Below are 24645 nucleotides of genomic sequence, written 5' to 3' on the forward strand. Positions count from 1 at the left end.
ACACCGCACCGAACACCGGAAACGACTCCGCCAACCCCAACCCCATCCCCACCCGCTGCGACCCCTGACCCGCGAACACGAACCCGGTACGACCGTCGGCGGCGAGCACCGGCTCGACCGCGGCCAGGTCGTCGCGGCGCACCACCGAAGCCCGGTGCGGCAGCGCGGAGCGCGCGGTGGCGAGGGTGAAGGCGACGTCGAGGTCGGCCGCGTCCACCGCGGCCAGCCGGCGGGCCGACTCGCGCACCGCCTCGGGGGTCCGGCCGGACAGCACCCACGGGGCGATCGGCAGCTCGACCTCGGCGACCAGCTCCGGCTCAGCCGGCGGCTGCTCGATGACGACGTGCGCGTTGGTGCCGCTGATGCCGAACGAAGACACGCCCGCCCGGCGCGGCCGGTCGACCTCGGGCCACTCACGGGCCTCGGTGAGCAGCTCCACCGCGCCCGACTCCCAGTCGACGTGCGGCGTCGGCTCGTCCACGTGGAGGGTGCGGGGCAGCACGCCGTGCCGCATCGCCTCGACCATCTTGATCACGCCGCCGACACCCGCCGCCGCCTGGGCGTGACCGATGTTGGACTTCAACGATCCCAGGTACAGCGGGGTCTTCCGGTCCTCGCCGTAGGTGGCCAGCAGCGCCTGCGCCTCGATCGGATCACCCAACCGCGTACCCGTCCCGTGCGCCTCCACCACGTCCACATCGGACGGACGCAGGCCGGCATTGGCCAGCGCTTGCCGGATGACGCGCTCCTGGGACGGGCCGTTCGGCGCGGTCAGGCCGTTGGACGCCCCGTCCTGGTTCACCGCGCTGCCCCGCAGCACCGCCAACACCGGGTGCCCGTTGCGACGCGCGTCCGACAACCGCTCCAACAACACCAGCCCCACACCCTCCGACCAGCCCGTCCCGTCCGCGTCGGCGGAGAAGGACTTGCACCGACCGTCCGGAGCGAGGCCGCGCTGGCGGGAGAACTCGACGAAGGCGGTCTGCGTGGACATCACCGTCACGCCGCCCGCCAGCACCAGGTCGGACTCGCCCTGGCGCAACGACTGCGCCGCCAGGTGCAACGCCACCAACGACGACGAGCACGCCGTGTCCACCGTGACCGCCGGACCCTCGAACCCGAACGTGTACGACACCCGACCCGACGCGACACTGCCGAGCGTGCCGCCGGCCAGGTAGCCCTCCAGGTCCCGAGGGATCTCGACCAGGCCCGAGCCGTAGTCGTGGTACATCACGCCGGTGAACACGCCGGTGCGCGAACCGCGCAGCCCGGCCGGGTCCACCCCGGCGTTCTCCAGGGTCTCCCAGGCCGTCTCCAGCAGCAGCCGTTGCTGGGGGTCGGTGGCCAGCGCCTCGCGCGGCGACATGCCGAAGAACTCCGCGTCGAACAGGTCGGCGTCGTGCAGGAAGCCGCCTTCGCGCGAGTAGGACCGGCCCACCCGCTCCGGGTCCGGGTCGTACAGGTCGGGCCAGCCCCGGTTGGTCGGGAACGGCGAGATCGCGTCCACGCCACTGGCGACGAGGTCCCACAGCTCGCCCGGCGAGCGCACGCCGCCCGGGTAGCGGCACGCCATGCCGACGATGGCGATCGGGCTGTCGTCCCCGCTCATCGCCGTCGCGGCGACCGCTTCGCGGGCGCCGCCGAACAGCTCGCCGGACAGGTGCGCGGCCAGCGCGGCGGGTGACGGGTGGTCGAACACCAACGTGGTCGGCAGCCTCAGGCCGGTGGCGGCGCCGAGCTGGTTGCGCAGCTCGACCGCGGTCAGCGAGTCGAAGCCCAGTTCCTGGAACGGCCGGTCGGCCGGGACCGCGTCCGCGTGGGCGTGCCCGAGCACCGCGGCCACCGCGGCGCGGACCAGGCCCACCAGCACCCGGTCCCGCTCGGCGCCGGTCAGGCCGGCCAGCCGCTCGGCGAGGGAGCCGTCGGCGCGCCGGGGCCGACGGGCCGGAGGCACGAGCCCCCGCAGGACGACCGGGGCGTCCTCCCCCAGCGCCGCCAGCGTCGCCGGGTCGACGCCGGTAATCGCGACCACCGGCACGTCGAGTGCGAGCGCGGCGTCGAACGAGATCAGGGCGTCCTGTGTGGACAGCGCCAGGAGACCGGCCTTCGCCATCCGCTTGACGTCCACGTCGGCCAGGTGGCCGGTGATGTCGCTGGCCCGCTCCCACAGGCCCCACGCCAGCGACACGGCGGGCAGCCCCAGCGCGCGCCGGTGCTCGGCGAGCCCGTCGAGGAAGGTGTTGGCCGCCGAGTAGTTGGCCTGCCCGGCGTTGCCGAGCTGGCCTGCCAGCGACGAGTACAGCACGAACGCGGACAGGTCGAGGTCGCGGGTGACCTCGTGCAGGTTCCAGGCCGCTTCCACCTTGGGCCGCAGCACGGCGGTGACCTGCTCGTCGGTCAGCGACCCGAGCACGCCGTCGGCCAGCACCCCCGCGGTGTGCACGACGGCCTTGACCGGGCGCCGCGCCACCAGCTCGGCGAGCGCCGCGCGGTCGGCCACGTCGCAGGCGGCGAAGGTGACCGCCGCGCCCAACTCGGTCAGCTCGGCCTCCAGCTCCGCCGCGCCGGGGGCCGTCGCGCCACGTCGGCTGACCAGCAGCAGGTCGGTGGCGCCGTGCGCGACCACCAGGTGCCGGGCGATGACGGCGCCCAGCGCGCCGGTGGCGCCGGTGACGAGCACCGTGCCGTCGGCGAACGGCGTCCCGGCCGGCGCGTCCACCGGTTCCGGCCTGGACAGGCGGGGCACCCGGACATCGCCGTCGCGCAACGAGATCTGCGGCTCGCCGGTCGCGAGCGCGGCGTCCAGGACGGCGGTGGACGCGTCCGTGCCGTCGGTCTCCACCAGCACCACCCGGCCGGGTTGCTCGGTCTGCGCGGTGCGCACCAGACCGCGCACCGCGGCGTGCGCGGGCACGTCCGCGCGAATCACCACGACCAGTTGCCCGTCGCGGTCCTCGGCGACCCAACCGCGCACCAGCTCCAGGGCCTGCCGGGTGGCGGCGTGGGTGGCGGCCACCACGTCGTCGGTGCCGGGCAGGGCGATCGGGACGACGTCGAACGCCGCGGCGGACGGCGTGCCGGCGGCGATCGGGGTCCAGCGTGGCTCGAACAGCGTGTCGAGGGTGGTCGGTCCGAGCTTGAACGGCCGCAGCGCCAACGACTCCACTGCCGCCACCGGCGCGCCGAGGGTGTCCGCGAGCACCATCGAGGCCGACTCGGCGCCGGTCTGGGTGATGCGGGCGCGCAGGGCGGTCGCGCCGGGCGCCACCACGGTCACGCCGGACCACGAGAACGGCAGCAGCGCGGGCCGGTCGGGGTCGGTCACGCCGGGCAGCAGCGGGTGCGCGGCGGCGTCGAGCAGCGCCGGGTGCACGGCGAACCCGGCGGCCTCCGCGTGGGCCGAGTCGGGCAGTGCCAGCTCGGCGAACAGGTCGCCGTCGTGCCGCCACAACCGGCGCAGGCCGCGGAACACGGGGCCGTAGGCGTAGCCGTCCTCGGCCACGCGGTCGTAGAGGTCGGTCAGGTCCACCTCGGTCGCGCCCTCGGGCGGCCACGCCAGCAGGTCGGCCGACACCGGGACGTCGGCCGGAGCCAGCGCGCCCGTCGCGTGCCGCTGCCAGGCCCGGCCGGTCGATCGCGCGTGCACCTCCAGGGGTCGTCTGCCTCGATCGTCGGCCTCGCCCACGAGCAGTTGCACCTGCACGGCCCCGCCCTCGGGCAGCACCAAGGGCGCCGTGACGGTCAGTTCCTCGACGCGATCCAGCTCCACCTCGGCGGCGGCGCGCAGCGCCAGTTCGAGCAGCGCCGTGCCGGGCACGACGACCGCGCCTGCGACCCTGTGGTCGCCCAGCCAGCCGTCGGCGCCGAGCCGGCCGGTGAGCACGACGGAGCCACCGTCGGCGACCTCGACGACCGCGCCCAGCAGCGGGTGGTCGGCCGCGTCGAGTCCCGCCGCCGCCACGTCCCCGCCGCCGGAACCCGGGCGCAGCCAGTAGCTTTCGCGTTGGAACGGGTAGGTGGGCAGCGGCACGCGGGTGGCTCCGGTGCCCGCGAAGAACGCCTCCCAGTCCACGGCCGTGCCGCGGGCGTGCACCTCGGCGAGCGCCGCGATGGCGGTCTCGGCCTCGGGACGGCCCGCGCGCAGCATCGGCACGCCGTCGCCGACCATGGCGGACAGCACGCCGTCCGGCCCCAACTCGACCAGCGTGGTCACGCCCAACGCGCGTACGGCGTCCACGGCATCCGCGAAGCGGACCTCGCGACGGACCTGCTCGACCCAGTAGCCGGGCTCGGTCAGCCGGTCTGCGATCGCGCCGGTCACGGTGGAGACCACCGGCACCTCCGGCCGGTGGTAGGTCAAGCCCTCGGCGACCGAGCGGAACTCCGGCAGCATCGGGTCCATCTCGGCGGAGTGGAACGCGTGGCTGACCCGCAGCCGCTTGGTGCGGCGGCCCTGCTCCCCGAGTGTCGCGGCGGCCGCGAGGACGGCGTCCTCGTCACCGGACAGCACGACGGAGGCAGGGCCGTTGATCGCGGCGATGGAGACCCGGTCGCCCAGCAGCGGCCGGACTTCGCCCTCCTCGGCCTGGACGGCGACCATCGCGCCGCGCTCCGGCAGTGCCTGCATCAGCCGGCCCCGGGCGGCGACCAGCTTGGCCGCGTCGTCCAGGGACAGCACGCCCGCCACGTGCGCGGCGGCCAACTCGCCGATGGAGTGCCCGACCAGGACGTCCGGCCGCACGCCCCAGTGCTCCAGCAACCGGAACAGCGCCACCTCGACGGCGAACAGCGCGGGCTGGGCGGCACCGGTTCTGTCCAAGCCCTCGCCGGACGCGATCACCTCGCGCAGCGACGGGTCGAAGCGGGCCAGCACGTCGTCCAGGGCCGCGGCGAACACGGGGAAGGTCCGGGCCAGCTCCAGACCCATGCCCACCCGCTGCGAACCCTGGCCGGTGAACAGCAACGCCGTGCCGCCCCCGGCGACGACCGCCGGCTCGCCGACCGCACGGTCCACGCCGGCGGCCCGCCAGGCAGCCGGCTGCCGGGTGGTGGCCAGCGAGTACGCCACGTCGAGGTCGGAGCCCTCTGCGGTGGCCTGCACCGCGGCCTGGGCGCGGGCGGCGGCCTCGGTCCGGCCGGACACCACGAACGGCACCACAGGCAGCACGATGGACACCGACTCCGCCTCGACCGGTTCGGGGTCCGGTGGCTGCTCGACGATCACGTGCGCGTTGGTGCCGCCGAAGCCGAACGAGGACACGCCCGCCCGGCGGGGGCGACCGGTCTCGGGCCACGGCCGGGCCTCGGTGAGCAGCTCCACCGCGCCCGACTCCCAGTCAACGTGAGGCGTCGGCTCATCGACGTGCAGCGTGCGGGGCAGCACACCACGCCGCATCGCCTCCACCATCTTGATCACACCACCCACACCCGCCGCCGCCTGCGCGTGACCGATGTTCGACTTCAACGAACCCAGGTACAGCGGCCTCTCCCGCCCCTGCCCATAAGCCGCCAACAACGCCTGCGCCTCGATCGGGTCACCGAGGCGCGTGCCCGTCCCGTGCGCCTCCACCGCGTCCACATCGGACGGACCCAGACCCGCACCCTCCAACGCGGCACGAATCACCCGCTCCTGCGCCGGACCATTCGGAGCAGTCAAACCATTCGACGCCCCGTCCTGGTTCACCGCGCTGCCCCGCAGCACCGCCAACACCGCGTGCCCATGACGACGCGCATCCGACAACCGCTCCAACAACAGCAGACCCACACCCTCCGACCAACCCGTACCAGACGCACCAGCGGAGAACGAACGACACCTACCGTCAGCCGACAAACCACCCAACCGCGAGAACTCGACGAAGGCGGTCGGCGTGGACATCACCGTCACACCGCCCGCGAGCGCGAGGTCGCACTCACCGCGGCGCAGTGCCGTCGCCGCCAGGTGCATCGCCACCAACGACGACGAGCACGCCGTGTCCACCGCGACCGCCGGCCCCTCCAGGCCGAACGTGTAGGCCAGCCGGCCCGCCGCGATGCTGCCCGCGCTGCCGCTGAACAAGTAGCCCTCGAAGTCCGACGAGGACAGCCGGGGTCGCGAGCCGTAGTCGTTGTACATCACGCCGGTGAACACGCCGGTGCGCGAGCCGCGCAGGGACCCCGGCCACAGTCCCGCCGTCTCCAAGGCCTCCCACGCGGTCTCCAACAGCAGCCGCTGCTGCGGGTCGGTCGCCAAGGCCTCGCGCGGCGACATGCCGAAGAAGTCGGCGTCGAACTGGTCCGCGTCGTGCAGGAACCCACCGTGCCGCGTGTAGGAGGTGCCGGTCCGCTCCGGGTCGGGGTCGTAGAGCGCGTCGACGTCCCAGCCGCGGTTGGTCGGGAACCCGCTGACGGCGTCCACGCCGTCGGCGACGAGCCGCCACAGGTCCTCCGGCGACCGCACGCCGCCCGGGTACCGGCAAGCCATGCCCACGATGGCGATCGGCTCGCTGTCCTTGTCCTCCAACTCACGCAGCTTCCTGCGCGCGTCCCGGGCATCCGCGATCGCCCGCTTGAGGTACTCGCGAAGCTTCGCCTCGTCAGCCACGTGTTCTCGCTCCCCAGTCGTGTCCGGGCCGGTCGTGTCCGGGCGGGATAGTCGGATACTCAGTCGAAGTCGTCGACCAGCGCGAAGAGGTCCTCGTCGCTGGCCACGTCCAGGTCGTCCGTCTCCTCGTCGCGCGGGTGGCCCGCGACGAGGTCGAGCAGCTCGCGCAACCGGTCGGCGATGGCGCCGGAGCGCTCCGCGTCGTCGCCGGCCGAGCGCAGCGCGATGCGCAGCCGGTCGAGGTCGGCCAGCACGTCGGGCTCGTCGTCGACCCCGAGCCGGCTGTGCAGGTGGTCGGCCAGCGCGGCGGGTGACGGGTAGTCGAACACGAGCGTGGTGGGCAGCCGCAGCCCGGACGCCGAGGCGACCTGGTTGCGCAGCTCGACCGCCGTCAGCGAGTCGAAGCCCAACTCCTGGAACGCGCGGTCCGGGTCGACCGCGCTCGCGTCGGCGTGGCCGAGCACCGCGGCGACCCTGGACCGCACGAGGTCCGTCAGCACCCGCAGCCGCTCGACCCGGTCCAGGCCGGCCAGGCGCTGCGGCAGCGCGGGTTCGCCGCCGGTCGCGGTCGAGGCGGCGGTCCGCTGCCGCGGCGCCCGTACCAGGCCACGAAGCAGCACGGGCTGCTCGTCACCCAAGGCGCGCAGGGCCGCGGTGTCCAGCCTGGTCACCGCCAGCACCGGCTCGGACGACGCGAGCGCGGCGTCGAACAGCGCCATCGCCTCGGCATTGCCCAGCGGCTTCAGCCCCGACCGGGCGAGCCGACGTCGGTCCACTTCGGACAGATGGCCGCTCAGCTCGCTGGCCTCCGCCCACAGGCCCCACGCCAGCGACGTGCCGGGCAGGCCCAGCGCGCGTCGGTGCTCGGCCAAGCCGTCGAGCCAGGTGTTGGCGGCGGCGTAGTTGGCCTGCCCCGCCGTGCCCAGCAGGCCGGCGACCGACGAGTACACGACGAACGCGGACAGGTCGTGGTCGCGGGTCAGCTCGTGCAGGTGCCAGGCCGCGTCCACCTTCGGCCGCAGCACCCGGTCGACCTGCACCGCCTCCAGGGCGGTGAGCACGCCGTCGTCGGTGAGCCCGGCGGTGTGCACGACGGCGCCCAACCGCCGGCTTCCGATGGCCGCCGCCAAGGAGTCCCGGTCGGTGACGTCGCACGCCACCACGTCGACCGCCGCGCCGAGCGAGGTCAGCTCGGCTGCCAGCCGCTCCGCGCCGGGTGCCGCCGGACCGCGCCTGCTGAGCAGCACCAGGTCGGTGGCCCCGTGCTCGACCACGAGGTGCCGGGCCAGTACCGCGCCCAGCGCACCGGTGCCACCGGTGATCAACACCGTTCCCCGGCGCCAGTCCGGAGCTCGTCCCGGGTCGCCGGCCGCCCGCACCACCCGCGGCACGACCACATCGCCGGCACGGACGGCCACCTGAGGCTCACCGGTGCGCAGCGCCGTGTCCAGCAGCGCCGCCGAGCGCGGGTCGTCGTCGATCTCGACCAGCACGAAGCGGCCGGGGTGCTCGGTCTGGGCGGTCCGCACCAGGCCACGCGCCGCCGCGTGGGACAGGTCGTCGGACCGCAGCACCACCGCCAGTTGCCCGGACTGCTCGGCCAACCACCGCCGCAGGGTGGCCAGCAGGCCGTGCACGACCTCGCCCGGGGTGCCGGACGGCACCCGCTCGACGGTCATCCCCGCGCCCGCGGTCGCGTCCGGCACGGGAACCCATCGGGACACGAACAGGCCGTCGGCGGCCCGCGCCACGCCCGACACCGGGCGCAGCACCAGCGAGTCGACCGCCGCGACCGGCGCGCCGACACCGTCGGCCACCACCAGCGACACGGTCTGCGAGTCCTCGGCGGACGCGGTGATCGACAGTCGCACCCGCAGCGCCGACGTGCCCGAGGCGGCCACCCGCACGCCGCTCCAGGCGAAGGGCAGCCACGCCGGGGTGGCCTCGGCCGCGACACCGGGCAGCAGGGCGTGCAACGCGGCGTCCAGCGAGGCGGGGTGCAGGACGAACGCGTCACCGTGGCGGTCCCGGGCGGGCCCGACCTCGGCGAACAGTTCGCCCTCGCCCCGCCACACCCGGCGCAGGCCTTGGAAAGCCGGCCCGTAGTCGTAGCCGTGCTCGCGGAGGCGGTCGTAGACGCCGTCGAGGTTCACCTCGTCCGCGGCGGGCGGCCACTGCGCCAAGCCCTCTACCACCGGTTCGGAGGCCGGGGCGAGCACGGCGGTCGCGTGCGCGGTCCACAACTCGTCGTCGTCCACCCGTGAGTGGACCCGCGCCTCCCGGCGGCCGGCGGCGTCGGGCGCGCCGACCACCAGTTGCACCCACACGCCGCCGCGCCCGGGCAGCGGCAGCGGCGCGGCCAGGGTCAGGTCCTCCACCTCGTGGCACCCGACCTGCTCGCCCGCTCGCAACAGCATCTCGACGAACCCGGTGCCGGGCACCAGGACCGAGCCGCGCACGACGTGGTCCGCCAGCCACGGGTGGGTGCGGCGGGACAGCCGCGCGGTGAACACCACCTCGTCCCGGCCGGCCAGTCCGACCACCGCGCCCAGCAAGGGGTGTTCCGCGCCGGTCAGGCCGAGGTCGGTGGCGTCGCCCGCCGCGGCCGGGGCTTCCAACCAGTAGCGCTCGCCCCGGAACGGGTAGGTGGGCAGGTCGACCCGCCGGCCGCCGGGGAACAGCCGCGCCGGGTCGGCCGCACGACCGCGCACGTGCAGCGCGGTGATCGCGGTCAGCGCGGTCAGGCCCTCCGGGCGGCCCGAGCGCAGCACCGGGACCAGTGCGCCCACCGGGCCGGTGACGGTCTCGCGGACCAGTGCGGACAGCACGCCGTCCGGTCCGACCTCCAGGTAGTCGGTGACGCCCTCGGCCTCCAGGAACCGCACGCCGTCGGAGAACCGCACCGCGGCGCGCACGTGCCGGACCCAGTGGTCGGGCGACGTGAGCTGCCCGGTGGTCGCGAGCGCCCCGGTCAGGTTGGACACGACCGGGATGCGCGGCTCGTGGAAAGTCAGGTCCGCGATCGCGGCGCGGAACTCGTCGAGCACGTCGTCCATGTGCGGGGAGTGGAACGCGTGGCTCACCGGCAGGCGCTTGACCCTGCGGCCCGCGGCCCGCCAGCCCGCCGAGACCTCCTCCACGGCGTCCTCGTCGCCGGAGATCACCGTGGCCGAGGGGCCGTTGACCGCGGCGACGACCGCGGTGCCGTCACGCCCGGCCAGCGAGGCGAGCACCTCCTCCTCGCCCGCTTGGAGGGCGACCATCGCCCCGCCGTCGCGGGCGGCCTGCATGAGGCGGCCCCGGGCGGCGACCAGCTTCGCGGCGTCGGCCAGGTCGAGCACGCCCGCCACGTGGGCGGCGATCACCTCGCCGATGGAGTGGCCGAGCAGGTAGTCCGGGCGCACGCCCCAGTGCTCCAGCAACCGGAACAGCGCCACCTCGACGGCGAACAGCGCGGCCTGGGCGAACGACGTCTGGTCCAGCAGCGCCGAGTCCGCCGAGTCCACCGGCGCGAACAGCACGTCCTTGAGCGGGCGGGCCAGGACCGGGTCCAGGTGCTCGCACACGGCGTCGAGCGCGGCGGCGAACACCGGCGAGGTCTCGTACAGCTCGCGGCCCATGCCGAGCCGCTGGCTGCCCTGGCCGGTGAAGAGGAACGCGACCTTCCCGGGCCGCGGTCCGTCGCCGCGCAGCACCGCCGGGGACACTTCGCCCCGGGCGAGCACGTCCAGCGCGCGCAGCAGGCCGTCCCGGTCGCCGACGACCGCGGCCCGGTGCTCCAGCACCGCCCGGCCGGTGGCCAGCGAGAAGCCGACGTCCACCGGCTCCGGGGCCACAGCCGCCGCGGCGAACTCGCGCAACGCCGCGGCCTGCGCCCGCAGGCCAGCCTCGTCCTTGGCGGACAGCACCCACGCCACCGGCCCGTCGACCGGCTCCCGCTCGGGCACGGGCTCGGTTGGCGGCTGCTCGATGACAACGTGCGCGTTGGTGCCGCTGATGCCGAACGAGGACACGCCCGCCCGGCGCGGGCGACCGGTCTCCGGCCACGGCCGGGCCTCGGTGAGCAACTCGACCGAGCCCGACGACCAGTCGACGTGCGGCGTCGGCTCGTCCACGTGCAGCGTGCGGGGGAGCACACCGTGCCGCATCGCCTCGACCATCTTGATCACCCCGCCGACACCCGCCGCCGCCTGGGCGTGACCGATGTTCGACTTCAACGAACCCAGGTACAGCGGGGTCTTCCGGTCCTCGCCGTAGGTGGCCAGCAGCGCCTGCGCCTCGATCGGATCACCCAACCGCGTACCCGTCCCGTGCGCCTCCACCGCGTCCACATCGGACGGACCCAGACCCGCACCCTCCAACGCGGCACGAATCACCCGCTCCTGCGCCGGACCATTCGGAGCAGTCAAACCATTCGACGCACCATCCTGATTCACCGCACTGCCACGCACCACCGCCAACACCTGGTGCCCGTTGCGACGCGCATCCGACAACCGCTCCAACAACAGCAGACCCACACCCTCCGACCAACCCGTACCAGACGCACCAGCCGAGAACGAACGACACCTACCGTCAACCGACAAACCACCCAACCGCGAGAACCCGACGAACGTGCTGGGCCCGGCCATCACGGTCACGCCGCCCGCCAACGCCAAGTCGGCCTCGCCGTCGCGCAGCGCCTTGGCCGCCAGGTGCATCGCCACCAACGACGACGAGCACGCCGTGTCCACAGTGACCGAGGGCCCCTCCAGGCCGTAGGCGTAGGACAGCCGGCCGGAGACGACGCTGGACAGGTTGCCCGCCAACACGAGGCCCTCGAACTCGGCGGGCACGGCGGGCAGCCGCGAGGCGTAGTCGTCGTACATCACGCCCGCGTACACACCGGTGCGGGAACCGCGCAGCGTTTCCGGGTCGATGGCGGCGGACTCGAAGGTCTCCCAGGCGGTCTCCAGCAGCAGCCGCTGCTGCGGGTCGGTGGCCGTGGCCTCGCGCGGCGACATGGCGAAGAAGTCGGCGTCGAACTTGTCCGCGTCGTGCAGGAACCCACCGTGCCGGGTGTAGGAGGTGCCGGTCCGCTCCGGGTCGGGGTCGTAGAGCGCGTCGACGTCCCAGCCGCGGTTGGTCGGGAACCCGCTGACGGCGTCGACGCCTTCCTCGACGAGCCGCCACAGGTCCCCCGGCGACCGCACGCCGCCCGGGTACCGGCAAGCCATGCCCACGATGGCGATCGGCTCGTCGGTCCGGACCTGCCTGGTGGCCCGCACCGCGACCGCGCTCGCACCCGCCACGTGCTGCTGCACGTGCGCGGCGAGCGCGGAGGGGGACGGGTGGTCGAACACCACCGTGGTGGACAGCCGCAACCCGGTCGCGGCGATGAGCTTGTTGCGCAGCTCCACGCCGGCCAGCGAGTCGAAGCCCTGCTCGCGGAACGCCTTGGCCGGGTCGATGCCGGCCGCGTCCGCGTGGCCCACGGCCGCCGCGCTGAGTGAGCGGACCAGGTCCAGCACCGCGCCGGCTCGCTCGGCCTCGGGCAGCGCCGCGATCCGCCGGGTCCAGTTCGACTCCGCCTTCGCGGCCTTCCTCGAGCGGGCGGGCACCAGGGCGCGCGCCACGGCGGGCGGGTCCTCGCGCAGCGCGGCCAGGTCCAGTCGAGCCGGCACCAGCAAGGCCTCGCCGGTGGCCAGTGCCGCGTCGAACAGGGCGGTGCCCTGCTCCGGGGTCAGCGGCACGACACCCAGCCGCGTCCACCGGGCCACGTCGGACTCGGTGAGCGTGCCGCCCATGCCGCCCGCGCCGGCCCACAGGCCCCAGGCCAGCGAGGTGGCGGCCAGGCCGAGGGAGCGACGGTGCCCGGCGAGGGCGTCGAGGTAGGTGTTGGCGGCGGCGTAGTTGGCCTGGCCCGCCATGCCGACGACGCCGGAAATGGAGGAGAACAGCACGAACGCGGCGAGCGGCCGGTCCTTCGTCAGCTCGTGCAGGAGGTGGGCCGCGTCGACCTTGGGCGTGAGCACCCGGTCGATCCGCTCGGCGGTGAGCTGCTCCACGGTGCCGTCGGCCAGTACGCCCGCCGTGTGCACGACCGCGGTGAGCGGGTGGGCGTCGGGGATGCCGGCCAGCAACCCGCCCATCGCCACCGGGTCCGCCGCGTCGGCCGCCACCACCTCCACGCTCGCGCCGCGGGCGGTCAGGTCGGCGACGAGTCGGTCGACACCGGGCGTCGCGGGACCCCGTCGGCTGGTGAGCACGAGGCGGCGGGCGCCGTGCGTGGTGACGAGGTGGCGCGCGAACAGCGCGCCGAGGCCGCCGGTGCCGCCGGTGATCAGCACCGTGCCGCCGGGGTCGAGGGCGGGCGCGGCGGTGGTCGAGGCACGGGTCAGGCGCGGGGCGTGCAGTCCGCCGTCGCGCACGGCCAGCTGCGGCTCGGCCGAACCCGCCACCAGCGGCAGCCAGCGGTCTGGATCCTCGTCGACGGGGACGTCCAGCAGCACGACCCGGCCGGGGTGCTCCGCCTGCACCACGCGGCCGAAGCCCCACACCGGGGCGTTGGCCAGATCGGCGACGCCCTCGTCCGGCCGCACGGCCACCGCGCCGCGCGTGACGAGCACCAGGCGGTCGCGCGCGTCCTGCCGCGCCATCCACTCCCGCACGGCCGCCGCGACGCGGTGGGTGGCGTCGTGCGCGGCGGCGGCGTCCGGACCCCCTGCGGGCAGCACCACCACGTCGAGGTCGGCGACGTCGCCCGGCGCGGGCCGCTCGACGCGCGGCCAGGTCAGCGCGTACACCGGGTCGACCCCGCCCACCTTGTCCCGGGCCACCGGCCGCAGCGCGAGCTCGCCGACCGTCGCGACGGCCGCGCCGGCGGAGTCGGTGAGGGTGATGGCGACGGTGTCCGGCCCGGTCGGGGACAGCCTGGCCCGCAGGGCGGTCGCCCCGGCGGCGTGCAGGGTGACGTTGCCCCACGAGTAGGGCAGCCGGATCTCGCCGGCCGCGCCGCGCCCGGCGGCGACCAACACCAGCGGGTGCAGCACGGCGTCCAGCAGCGCCGGGTGCAGGCTCAACCGGGGTCCCTCGACGGGCAGCCGCACTTCGGCCAGCAGGTCCGTGCCGTCGCGCCACCACGCGGTCAGTCCCTGGAATGCCGGGCCGTACTCGTAGCCCAGTTCGGCGAGCCGGTCGTAGACGTCGTCCAGCGGCTGCTCCTCCGCGCCGGCGGGCGGCCAGTCGAGCAGGTCTTCCCCCGCCACCTGCTCGCCCGCGGCGAGGTGGCCCGAGGCGTGCCGGACCCAGTCGGAGGCGCCGTCGACGCGCGAGTGCACGGTGAACGGCCGGCCCGCGGCGGTGTCCTCCCCCAGCGCCACTTGCACGGTCACCGGCTCGTCGAGCTGCAGCGGCGCCTCCAGGACCAGCTCCTCGACCCGGCCCGCGCCGACCCGCTCACCGGCGGCCAGCGCCAGCTCCAGGAACGCGGTGCCGGGCAGGAGCACCGACCCGCTGATCCGGTGGTCGACCAGCCAGGGGTGCTCGCGGGCGGAGATGCGGCCGGTGAGCACGACCTCGTCACGGTCGGCGAGGTCCACGGACCCGGTGAGCAACGGGTGGCCGGAGTCGGCGCGGCGCGGGGTGGCGGCGAGCCAGTAGCGGCTGCGCTGGAACGCGTAGGTCGGCAGCTCGACGTGCGGCGCCGGGCCGAAGAACGTCCCGGGTGCGACCGGCGCGCCGTTGGCGAACGCGGTGGCCAGGCCCGCCCGGAACGTCTCCTGCTCGGACCGGCCGGACCGCAGCAGCGACACGGCGACCACCTCGCCCGCGGCCGATTCCCGCGCCATCGCCGTCAGCACCGGGTCGGGACCGATCTCGACGAACACCACCGCCCCCTCCGCCTCCAGGAACCGGACGACGTCGAGGAACCGCACCGTGCCGCGGAGGTGCCGGACCCAGTAGTCCGCCGAGCCCACGTCGGTGAGGTCGCCGGTGCTCCCGGCGACGATCGGGACGACCGGCTCGCGGTACTCGACGGTCTCGGCGACGGCGCGGAACTCGTCGAGCACGTCGTCCATGTGGGGCGAGTGGAACGCGTGGCTGACGCGCAGCGCGCGGGTGCGCCGGCCGCGTTCCCGCCACGTCGCGACGATGGCCTCGACCACCTCGGCGTCACCGGCGAGCACCACGGCGGACGGCCCGTTGACGGCGGCGACGGCGGCCCGGTCCTCGTGCCCGGCCACGGACTCCGCGGCCTCTTCCGCGGTCGCCTCGACCGCGATCATCACGCCGCCGGCGCGCGCCTGGTGCATCAGCCGGCCGCGGGCGGCGACCAGCTTGGCCGCGTCGTCCAGGGACAGCACGCCCGCCACGTTCGCGGCGGCCAGCTCGCCGATCGAGTGGCCCGCCACCAGATCGGGGACGAGGCCGTGGTGCTCGGCCAGCCGGTACAGCGCCACCTCGACGGCGAACAGCGCGGGCTGCGTGTAGCGGGTCTCGTGCAGCTCGTCGCCCTCGCCGAAGACCAGCTCGCGCAGCGGCCGGTCCAGGTGGGGGTCGAAGGCGGCGAACACCTCGTCCAGGGCGGCGGCGAACACGGACGACGTCTCGTGCAGCTCGCGGCCCATGCCGAGACGTTGCGCGCCCTGGCCGGTGAACAGGAACGCCGTCTTGCCCCGACCCGCCGTGCCGATCACCACGCCGGGCGCGTCGGCGCCGTCGCGCACCGCGTCCAGCCCGGCCAGCAGGTCGTCCCGGTCCTGGCCGAGCACCACGGCGCGCTCGGGCAGCGCGGTCCGGGCGGCCAGGGCTCGGCCGACGGCGGCCGAGGACAGTTCCGGGCGCTCGGCGAGGAAGGACCGGAGTCGCCCGGCCTGGGCGCGCAGCGCGGCGCGGTCCAGGCCGGAGACCACCCACGGCACCGGCGCGGTCACCGGCTGGGCGACCGGCTCGTCCTCGGCGGGCGCCTGCTCGACGATGACGTGCGCGTTGGTGCCGCTGATGCCGAAGGACGACACGGCGGCCCGCCGGGGCCGGTCGACCTCGGGCCACTCACGGGCCTCGGTGAGCAGCTCCACCGAGCCCGACGACCAGTCGACGTGCGGCGTCGGCTGGTCGACGTGCAGCGTGCGGGGAAGCACACCACGCCGCATCGCCTCGACCATCTTGATCACGCCACCCACACCCGCTGCCGCCTGGGCGTGACCGATGTTCGACTTCAACGAACCCAGGTACAGCGGCGTCTCCCGCTCCTGCCCGTAGGCCGCCAGCAACGCCTCGGCCTCGATCGGGTCGCCCAGCGCGGTGCCCGTGCCGTGCGCCTCGACGGCATCCACATCGGACGGACGCAGCCCCGCGTCGGCCAGCGCCTGGCGGATGACGCGGCGCTGCGACCGGCCGTTGGGCGCGGTCAGGCCGTTGGACGCGCCGTCCTGGTTGATCGCCGTGCCGCGGATGATGCCCAGCACCGGGTGCCCGTTGCGGTGGGCGTCGGACAGCCGCTCGACGACGAGCACGCCCACCCCCTCCGACCAGGCGGTGCCGTCGGCGGAGGCGGCGAAGGACTTGCACCGGCCGTCCGGGGCCAGCCCCCGCTGCCGGGAGAACTCGACGAACATGCCCGGGTTGGACATCACCGCCACGCCGCCCGCGATGGCCAGCGTCGACTCGCCCGAGCGCAGCGACCGCACCGCCAGGTGCAGCGCCACGAGCGACGACGAACAGGCCGTGTCCACCGTGAGCGCCGGGCCCACCAGGCCCAACTGGTAGGCGATGCGGCCCGACATCACGCTCGGCGAGGTGCCGGTGAGGAGGTAGCCGTCCACGCCTTCGGCGGCCTCGTGCATGCGCGGGCCGTAGTCCATCGTGGTCGCGCCGACGAACACGCCGGTGCGGGAGCCGCGCAGCGCGGTCGGATCCACGCCCGCGCGCTCCAAGCCCTCCCAGGTCGCCTCCAGCAGCAGGCGCTGCTGCGGGTCCATGCCGAGCGCCTCGCGCGGGGAGATCCCGAAGAACCCGGCGTCGAAGGAGGCCGCGTCGTGCAGGAACCCGCCGCTGCGGACGTAGCTCTTGCCGCCGCGGCTCGCGTCGGCGTCGAACAGGTCCTCGTCCCAGGCGCGGTCGGTCGGGAACGCGGAGATCGCGTCGCCGCCGGACTCGACGAGCCGCCACAGGTCCTCGGGCCCCGCGATGCCGCCGGGGTAGCGGCACGCGATGCCGACGATGGCGATCGGCTCGTCCGCGTCGGTGGCGGCGACCTCGTCGTCGTGCTCACCGTCACCGGTCAGGAACTCGATCAGCGCGGCCGGGGTCGGGTGGTCGAACAGCACGCCGCCGGGCAGTCGCCGTCCGGTGGCCGCGGCCAGCGCGTCCCGCAACTCGACGCCCGTCAGCGAGTCGAAGCCGAGGTCGCCGAACGTGCTCCGCGGGTCCACCTGCCGGTGGTCGTCGTGCCCGAGGACGGCGGCGACGTGCGCGAGGACCAACGCGGCGAGGTCGCGGTCGACCGGGGTGCGCGGCGCCGGCACGGGGGCCGTCGTCGCGGTGCCGGCCGGCGACGCGGTCACGGCGGGCGCACGGGTGGTGTCCGGCCAATACCGCTCCCGTTGGAACGCGTAGGTCGGCAGGTCCACCCGCTCCGCCCCGAGGCCGACGTGCGCCGCCACCCAGTCGACGGCGCCGCCGCGCACGTGCACGGCGGCGAGGGCGGTCAGCAGCGACTTCACCTCGGGGCGGCCCTTGCGCAGCGCGGACACGGCGCGAACCGCGGTCGGGTCGAGCACCGAGTCGGCGACCATGCCGGACAGCACGCCGTCCGGGCCCAGCTCCAGCACGGTGCGCACGCCCCGCGTCTCCAGCGTCCGGGCCGCGTCGAGGAAGCGCACCGGACGGCGCAGGTTGTCGACCCAGTACCCCGGTGCGGTCCAGTCGGCCCCGGCGTCGCCGGTGACCGTGGAGACGAGGTCGAGGGCGGGCTCGTGGTAGGTGAGCGTGGACGCGACGGCGAGGAACTCGTCCAGTATCGGCTCCACGCGCTCGGAGTGCGACGCGAGGCTGATCTTCAGGTGCTTGGTCTTGCGCCCCTGCCCGGCGAACCGGGCGGCGACGGCGAGCGCGATCTCCTCGTCGCCGGAGAGCACGACCGCGCGGGGTCCGTTGATCCCGGCGATGGAGAGGCCGTCCACCACGTACGGCAGCACCTCGGCCTCGGAGGCCTCCACGGCGACCATCGCGCCGCCCTCGGGCAGCGCCTGCATCAGGGCGCCGCGGCTGACGACGAGCTTGGCCGCGTCCGACAGGGACAGCACCCCGGCGACGTGCGCGGCGGCCAACTCGCCGACCGAGTGGCCGGCCACGACGGCCGGCCGCACGCCCCACGACTCGACCAACCGGAAGAGCGCGACCTCCACGGCGAAAAGGGCGGGCTGCGTGTACTCGGTCCGGTCGAGGCCCTCGCCGGAGGCGATCACCTCGCGCAGCTCGCGACCCAGCAGCGGGTCGACGTGGGAGCAGATCTCGTCGAAGGCGGCGGCGAACGCCGGGAGTTCGGCGTACAGCTCCAGGCCCATGCCCACGCGCTGCGCGCCCTGTCCGGTGAACACCACGGCGAGCGGGCCGTCCTGTGCCTCGTCGACGACCACGTCGGCGGACGGCAGGCCGGCGGCGACCTGGTCCAGGGACGCGAGCAGCGCTTCGCGGTCCCTGCCGAGCACGACGGCGCGGTGGTCGAACGCGGTGCGGGTGGCCGCCAGCGAGTGCGCCACGTCGAGGGGGTGGAGGTCGACGGCGGCTGCGCGCAGCCGTTCGGCCTGTGCCCGCAGAGCCTCCGGCGACCGGGCCGAGAGCACCCACGGCAGCACGGAGCGGGTGCCCTTGTCGTCGTTCGCGGCGGTGACCGGCGCCTCGGCGACCACGACGTGCCCGTTGGTGCCGCCCACGCCGAACGAGCTGACGCCGGCGACGAGGGTGCGCTCCGGGTGTGGCCACGGCGTGAGTTCGCGCTGCACGGCCAGGTTGAGCGCGGCGAAGTCGATGTCCGGGTTGGGGTGCTCGAAGTTGAGGCTCGGCGGCAGCTCCCGGTGGCGCAGCGCCAGCAGCACCTTGAGCAGGCCGACGATGCCCGCCGCGCCCTCCAGGTGGCCGACGTTGGTCTTGGCCGAGCCGATGCGCAGCGGCGAGGTGCGGTCCGCGCCGAGCGCCGCACCCAGGGCGGCGGCCTCGATCGGGTCGCCGACGGGGGTGCCGGCGCCGTGCGCCTCGACGTACTGGACGTCGTCCGCGGTCACCCCGGCGCGCTGCCAGGCCTCGCGCAGGACCTGTTCCTGGGCGCTGCGGCCGGGCACGGTGAGGCCGGGCGTCGCGCCGTCGTTGTTCACCGCGGTGCCCAGGATGACGCCGTGCACGCGGTCGCCGTCCGCGAGGGCCTTCGCCAGCGGCTTGAGCACGACGACGCCCCCGCCCTCGCCCCGCACGAAACCGTTGGCGCGCGCGTCGAAGACGTAGGCGGTGCCGTCCGGGGACAGCCCGCGGAACCGCTCGGTGGCGATGGCGCCCTCGGTGGACAGGTTGAGGTGGACGCCGGCCACCAGCGCCGCGTCGGACTCGCCGGACAGGATGCTGCGGACTGCCAGGTGCACGGCGACGAGCGACGACGACTGGGCCGAGTCCACGGTGAGGCTTGGACCGCGCAGCCCCAGGAAGTAGGAGACGCGGTTGGCGATGACACCCCGGTTGAGGCCGGGCAGGGAGTGTCGCGTGATCGCCTGGTCTCCGAGCAGCCCCGCGTAGTCGTCGCGCAGCGTGCCGACGAACACCGAGGTGCGGCTGCCGCTCAGGGTTGCCGGTCGTATGCCCGCGTCCTCCAACGCCTCCCAGGCCAGCTCGAGCACCAACCGCTGCCGGGGGTCCATGGCCGTCGCCTCGCGCGGCGAGATGCCGAAGAACCGGGCGTCGAACGCGTCCGGCTCGGCCAGGAACCCACCTCGGCGGATGTCGCCGCCGCCTTCGCCGCGGTGGTCGTCCCACCGCCCCTCGGGAGCGTCGGTGATGGCACTGCCACCGTTGGTCAACAACCGCCAGAAAGCCGACGGGTCCGCCGCCGACGGGAGCCGGCAGGACAGTCCGACGACGGCGATCGCCTCGTCCGCAACCCTGTCGTGCTGTGTCGTCATCGCGCTCGGCCACCTCTTCATGCGAAATGTGGAAGGTTGGCGAATACCAACGGACCCGCTCCTGCGATCGTCCCGAAATCGACCATAACGGCGTTGCCGGCGCAAAGGTCCAACGCGCACTCACCGCTCGGCAATCGCTCCACGTACCTGCACGTGCACCGTCCCTGCCCGTCCCGTGGACCAACGGTGACCGCGGGCCGGAGGGAGGTGCTGGGCAGCACTCGGAAGAGTGATGACCGTCCGGTTACCGGTCGCAGACCGCGCGTCGACCGAAAACCATCCACAAAGGACATACCCGTTCCGCTCGCCCACCGCGGCGCGCGGCGGTTACCCGAGCGTGGATTCGCAGTGGGAAGTCCTGGCTACGTTGGGCGCGACCGGGAGTGCGGTCCCGGCACAGCTCACCGACGAGGGAGTAGACCGGCAGATGACGAGCATCGTGGACGAGATCGGCCCAGTGACGGACCCCCGCGAGATGACCGCGACCTACGTGCGCGCGATGAACTCCGGCGCGGTCGAGGCCGTGCTGGGCCTCTACACCGAGGACGCGGTCTCGGTGTGGGAGCCGGGCAACCCGGTCAGCGGCAAGGAACACGAGGACGGCCTCCGCGCTTACCTGGCCCGCAAGCCGTCGATGAAGGCCGAGCTGCGCGAGTCCTTCGTCACCGACGACACCGCGCTGCTGGTGGTCGACTGGGAGCTGGACATCCCGGCGGGCCAGGGCTTCGAGGCCGAGCACCACACCGGTATCGGCCTGGACGTGCTGCGCCTGGGCGAGGACGGGCGCTGGCGCTACGTCGTGGACAACCCGTTCGGCGAGGCCTGAGCGACACGAGCGACACCGCGGGGCGCGACGGCGGGGGCGGGCTCGGGCCCTCCCCCGCCCGCACGCGTCCACCGGCCCCGGCGCCGGCCGGGCAGACAGGACGACCACACGCAACGCGGTCATCGGCGGGTAATCGTCCGCCCGCCCCGCCCCGGACGGCGATGACCCGAGCGAGCACGACGGAGAGGGCACATGGCTGCTCCCACGATGGAACCGGAACTCGCCGAGGCCCACATGCGGAGGCTGCTCGCCGGCCTCGGCCTCGACCGGGAGTACGTGCGCGGTGAGGGCGACACCCTCTACTACCGCGACCACAATGGTGATGAGGTCGCCGTACTGGACCTGGTCGGCGGCTACGGCACGCTGGTGTTCGGCCACAACCACCCCGAACTGGTGGCGCTGGCGCGTGATCTGCTGGCGAAGCGAGTGCCCCTGCACGCGCAGCTCTCCTACCACCCCTACGCCAACGAGCTGGCCGCCGCGCTGAACCGGGTGCTGCACCGCGAGTTCGGCATCGACGAGCCCTACTCGGCGGTGTTCGCCAACAGCGGCGCCGAAGGCATCGAGACGGCGATGAAGCACGCCGAGCTGGACCGGGTGATCCGCGTCGGCGAGCTGCACGCGGCGGTGGAGGCCGACATCGCGACCGCCCGCGCCGCAGTCGCCGACGGCACGGCCACCGTGTCCGCCGAGGCGCGTGCCCGACTCGGCCTGGCCGAGGGCTCGGACTTCGACGCCCTGGTGGCCGAGCTCGGCCGCCGCCACGGCGAGATCCTGGGCCGAGGCCCGGTCTTCCTGACGCTGGAGGGCTCCTTCCACGGCAAGCTGGCGGGCAGCGTGCAGCTCACCCACCACGCGGGTTACCGGGCGCCGTTCCGCGCGCTCGCCGCGCAGGCCAGGTTCGTCCCGGTCGGCGAGCCGGGCGCGCTCGCCGAGGTGCTGGCCGAGGAGCGCACGGTCCTGCCGTCCCCGGTCGTGGTCGACGGGCAGGTGACACTGGTCGAGCGCGAGTACCCGGCGATCGGCGCGTTCTTCGTCGAGCCGGTGCAGGGTGAGGGCGGCATCCACGTGCTGTCGCCGGAGTCGGCGGCGGAGATCCGCGCCGCGGCCGACGCCGTGGGCTTCCCCGTGGTCGTCGACGAGGTGCAGAGCGGCATGGGGCGCACCGGGCGGCTGTTCTCCGCCTCCGGCGTCGGTCTGCTCGGCGACTACTTCGTGCTGGCCAAGGGCCTCGGCGGCGGCATCGCCAAGACCGCGGCGCTGCTGGTGCGGCAGAGCCGCTACCGCAGCGACTTCGAGCTGGTGCACAGCTCGACGTTCGCCAAGGACGCGCTGTCCTGCCACATCGGCATCAAGGTCGTGGAGATGCTGGAGGCGGACGGCGGCGCGGCGTACGAGCGGGCCGTCGCGCGGGGGGCGCGGCTGCGCGCGGAGCTGGACGCCGTGGCCGCGGAGTTCCCCGACGTCGTCTCGCAGGTCCGGGGCAAGGGCCTCATGCTGGGCATCGAGTTCCACGACCTGTCCGAGTCGACCTCGGAGGTGCTGCGGGACAACGCCCGTGCGGGCCTGATCGGCTACGTGGCGGCCGGGTACCTGCTGCGCGAGCACGCCATCCGGGTCTTCCCCACCGCCAGCGCGGCGCACACCCTGCGGGTGGAGCCCTCACTGGGTATCACCGACGAGGCGATCGAGCGGTTCGGCCAAGCCCTGCGAGGGTTGTGCGCGATCCTGGGCAAAGCCGACGGGATGGCGCTGCTGCCGGGCTGACCCGCACGCACGGAGGAGGCCGCCGACTGGATTGTCGGCGGCCTCCTTGGTTGCGCGGGAACGGCCTCCAGCGAGTGCCCACGAGCCGGCACGGCTCCATCAGGGGACACGGACGATCCGTGCCGGCGGCGACCGTGCGAGCCGCCGTCGGCGCTCCCGTGCGACCAATGCGCGGGCAGCCGGGGGAAGCCGGACACCCGCGCACGGGAGGGAGCCGCTAGTTCTCGGCGGTCGCGGTGGGCTTCGGCGCCTTGAACAGCACCAGGCCGACCAGGAGGCTGGCCACGGCGAGGAAGGTCATCGCCCAGAAGCCCGCCTGGAAGCCTTCGTTCAGGGCCACCTTCTGGTCACCACCGCGGGTGAAGGTCACCGCCACCGAGGTCGCCACGGCGACACCGAGCGCGCCACCCATCTGGAAGCCCGCGGTGTTGATGCCGGAGGCCACACCGGAGTGCTCCCCCGGGACGTCGGCCAGCGCGGCGATCGTGACGCCGACGAAGCCCATGCCCAGACCGAGGCCGAAGAGCAGCAGGCCCCAGAACAGGTCGGCGAAGTAGGTGCCGTCCACGTCGACCTGGGTCAGCAGCAGGGTGCCGATCGCCATGAGGGCCATCGCGATCACCGCCAGGGTGCGGAACCCGATCTTGGCGACGACCCGGGCGCCGATCTGGGAGCCGATAGTCGACATCACCGTGTAGATGACGGTGCTGACGCCGAAGGCGAGCGCGGTGTAGCCCAGCACCTGCTGCGCGTACAGCGAGATGATCAGCACCGCGCCGAAGGTCACCATGCCGACGAGCAGCATGACCACGTTGCCGCCGACCAGGTTGCGGTTGCGGAACAGGCTCAGCGGCACCATCGGCGCGGAGACCCGCTTCTCGATGACGACGAACAACCCGAACAGCACGACGGTCGCGGCCAGCAGGCCGAGGGTCTGCCCGCTCAGCCAGCCCGCGACCGGCGTCTCCACGACGGCGTAGATGAAGGCGACCATCGCCAGGGTGATCGTGAGCGCGCCGAGCGGGTCGAAGCCCTTGCCCTGGTCCGCAACCCTGCTCTCGGGCAGCAGCTTGGGGGTCAACGCCAGCACCAGCAGCGCCACCGGCACGTTGATGAAGAAGATCCACTCCCAGCCGAGGAGGTCGTTGATCGGACCACCGATCAACAGCGCGGCCATGGCGCCCGCGGCGCCGTTGGCAGCCCAGATCGCCAGCGCCTTGCCCAGTTCGGTCTTGTCGGTGAAGGTGACCATCACCAGGGACAGCGCCGTCGGCGAGATGATGGCGGCCGAGATGCCCTGGCCGACCCGCGCCGCGATCAGGATGGTGGGGTCCCAGGCCAGACCGGCGATCAGGGAGGCGACCAGGAAGAGCGCCATGCCGACGGCGAACATGCGGCGCCGGCCGAAGACGTCGGCGGCGCGACCGCCCAGCAGCAGCAAGCCACCGAAGGTCAGCAGGTAGGAGCTCATGACCCACTGCGCGCCCGCGGCGGTGAGGCCGATCTCGGCCTGCATCGACGGCAGCGCCAACAGGACGATCTGCGCGTCGAGCTGGACCATGAAGAAGGCCGCGCACAGCACCACGAGCGCCTTCCAGCGCAACGGGTTCTTCGGGGCCTCGACGGCCTCCTCCGCGCCGACGGCACCCGCCGGTTCGTTCGTCGCCGCGGTGCCCGCGGCCGAGCGGTTGTCCCCTGACATCACTTGTCCTTCCGGTGGTTCACGGTGTTGCTGCTCTCGATGCGACGTCCGCTGGTCGGGTCGCCTGCCGACCTTCGAACCAGAGCCGTCGGCGGGACGGTCACGCGGTGTCCGACTGCCAGATACGTGCGAACAAGTCCGTCCCGCGGACGACCTGCACCCGGTACGGCTCCATGCGGAGCAGGTGGTACTCGGGGTCTTCGGGGCCACCTCGCCAGTACCTGATCGGGTCGTACCCGACGGTGGCGGGCGAGCCCTTGCGGTACAGGTCCCAGATCTCGCGTTTGACCTCCGGGTCGTCGACCCACGTCGACGCGGTGTCGATGTGGACCACGTTCTGGCGCGGGGACCAGTACGAGAAGGTGGCGTGCGGGTTGCGCGCCAGGTGCGCCGCCTTCACCGGCGTCTTGTAGGCGGCCAGCCACCCCACCGGCTGGTCGTCCACCACCTCCCAGATGGGCAGCAGAACCCTGGCCCTGGGCCGGTTCCTCTTGTCCACCGTGATCATCGTGCAGTACTTGATGTCCGCGATGTACTCGAAGAATTTGCCCTGGATTTCGGTGAATGAGGTGACTGTCGTCGCCATCGTCGTTCCTGTTTCCCGCGCACGGCGAGTCCAGCC

At 74.0% G+C, this 24645-nt stretch carries 6 protein-coding genes; 2 read left to right on the forward strand and 4 right to left on the reverse strand.

The genetic code is table 11. The features are described from left to right. Both ABTZ99_RS20860 and ABTZ99_RS20865 read right to left on the reverse strand, forming a co-directional pair. On the reverse strand, positions 1–6580 hold a 6580-nt coding region (locus tag ABTZ99_RS20860; protein WP_499613102.1), incomplete at its 3' end, for an SDR family NAD(P)-dependent oxidoreductase. Positions 6581–6639: 59 nt separating this feature from the next. Beyond that, positions 6640–19728 carry an SDR family NAD(P)-dependent oxidoreductase gene (locus tag ABTZ99_RS20865; RefSeq protein ID WP_499613105.1) on the reverse strand — a complete coding sequence of 4363 codons (13089 nt, stop codon included), beginning with the start codon at positions 19726–19728 and terminating at the stop codon, positions 6640–6642. A gap of 427 nt (positions 19729–20155) precedes the next feature. On the opposite strand from ABTZ99_RS20865, the gene ABTZ99_RS20870 reads away from it, so the two are divergent. Together ABTZ99_RS20870 and ABTZ99_RS20875 are read left to right on the forward strand one after the other, a co-directional pair. After that, the gene (locus ABTZ99_RS20870) at positions 20156–20554 is read left to right on the forward strand and encodes a YybH family protein (protein ID WP_498773379.1); all 399 of its coding nucleotides are present in this window, start codon (positions 20156–20158) and stop codon (positions 20552–20554) included. Positions 20555–20746: 192 nt separating this feature from the next. Then, positions 20747–22321, forward strand: coding sequence for an aspartate aminotransferase family protein (locus ABTZ99_RS20875; RefSeq protein ID WP_499613109.1), 1575 nt, complete (start codon positions 20747–20749; stop codon positions 22319–22321). Positions 22322–22538: 217 nt separating this feature from the next. On the opposite strand, the gene ABTZ99_RS20880 is transcribed toward ABTZ99_RS20875, so the two are convergent. Continuing rightward, on the reverse strand, positions 22539–24023 hold the full coding sequence (locus ABTZ99_RS20880) for an MFS transporter (protein ID WP_498773375.1): 1485 nt from the start codon (positions 24021–24023) through the stop codon (positions 22539–22541). Between the two features lie 100 nt (positions 24024–24123). Then, positions 24124–24609 (reverse strand): pyridoxamine 5'-phosphate oxidase family protein, encoded by a 486-nt coding sequence (locus ABTZ99_RS20885; protein ID WP_498773373.1) that lies wholly within the window; start codon positions 24607–24609, stop codon positions 24124–24126. Positions 24610–24645 lie beyond the last annotated feature (36 nt).

The sequence above is a fragment of the Actinosynnema sp. NPDC002837 genome (assembly GCF_040295345.1).
Lineage (GTDB): Bacteria > Actinomycetota > Actinomycetes > Mycobacteriales > Pseudonocardiaceae > Actinosynnema.

Coding starts and splice junctions, on each gene's coding strand:
- ABTZ99_RS20865 (WP_499613105.1), bottom strand. CDS start 19,728: ATGACGACACAGCACGACAGGGTTGCGGACGAGGCGATCGCCGTCGTC.
- ABTZ99_RS20870 (WP_498773379.1), top strand. CDS start 20,156: ATGACGAGCATCGTGGACGAGATCGGCCCAGTGACGGACCCCCGCGAG.
- ABTZ99_RS20875 (WP_499613109.1), top strand. CDS start 20,747: ATGGCTGCTCCCACGATGGAACCGGAACTCGCCGAGGCCCACATGCGG.
- ABTZ99_RS20880 (WP_498773375.1), bottom strand. CDS start 24,023: ATGTCAGGGGACAACCGCTCGGCCGCGGGCACCGCGGCGACGAACGAA.
- ABTZ99_RS20885 (WP_498773373.1), bottom strand. CDS start 24,609: ATGGCGACGACAGTCACCTCATTCACCGAAATCCAGGGCAAATTCTTC.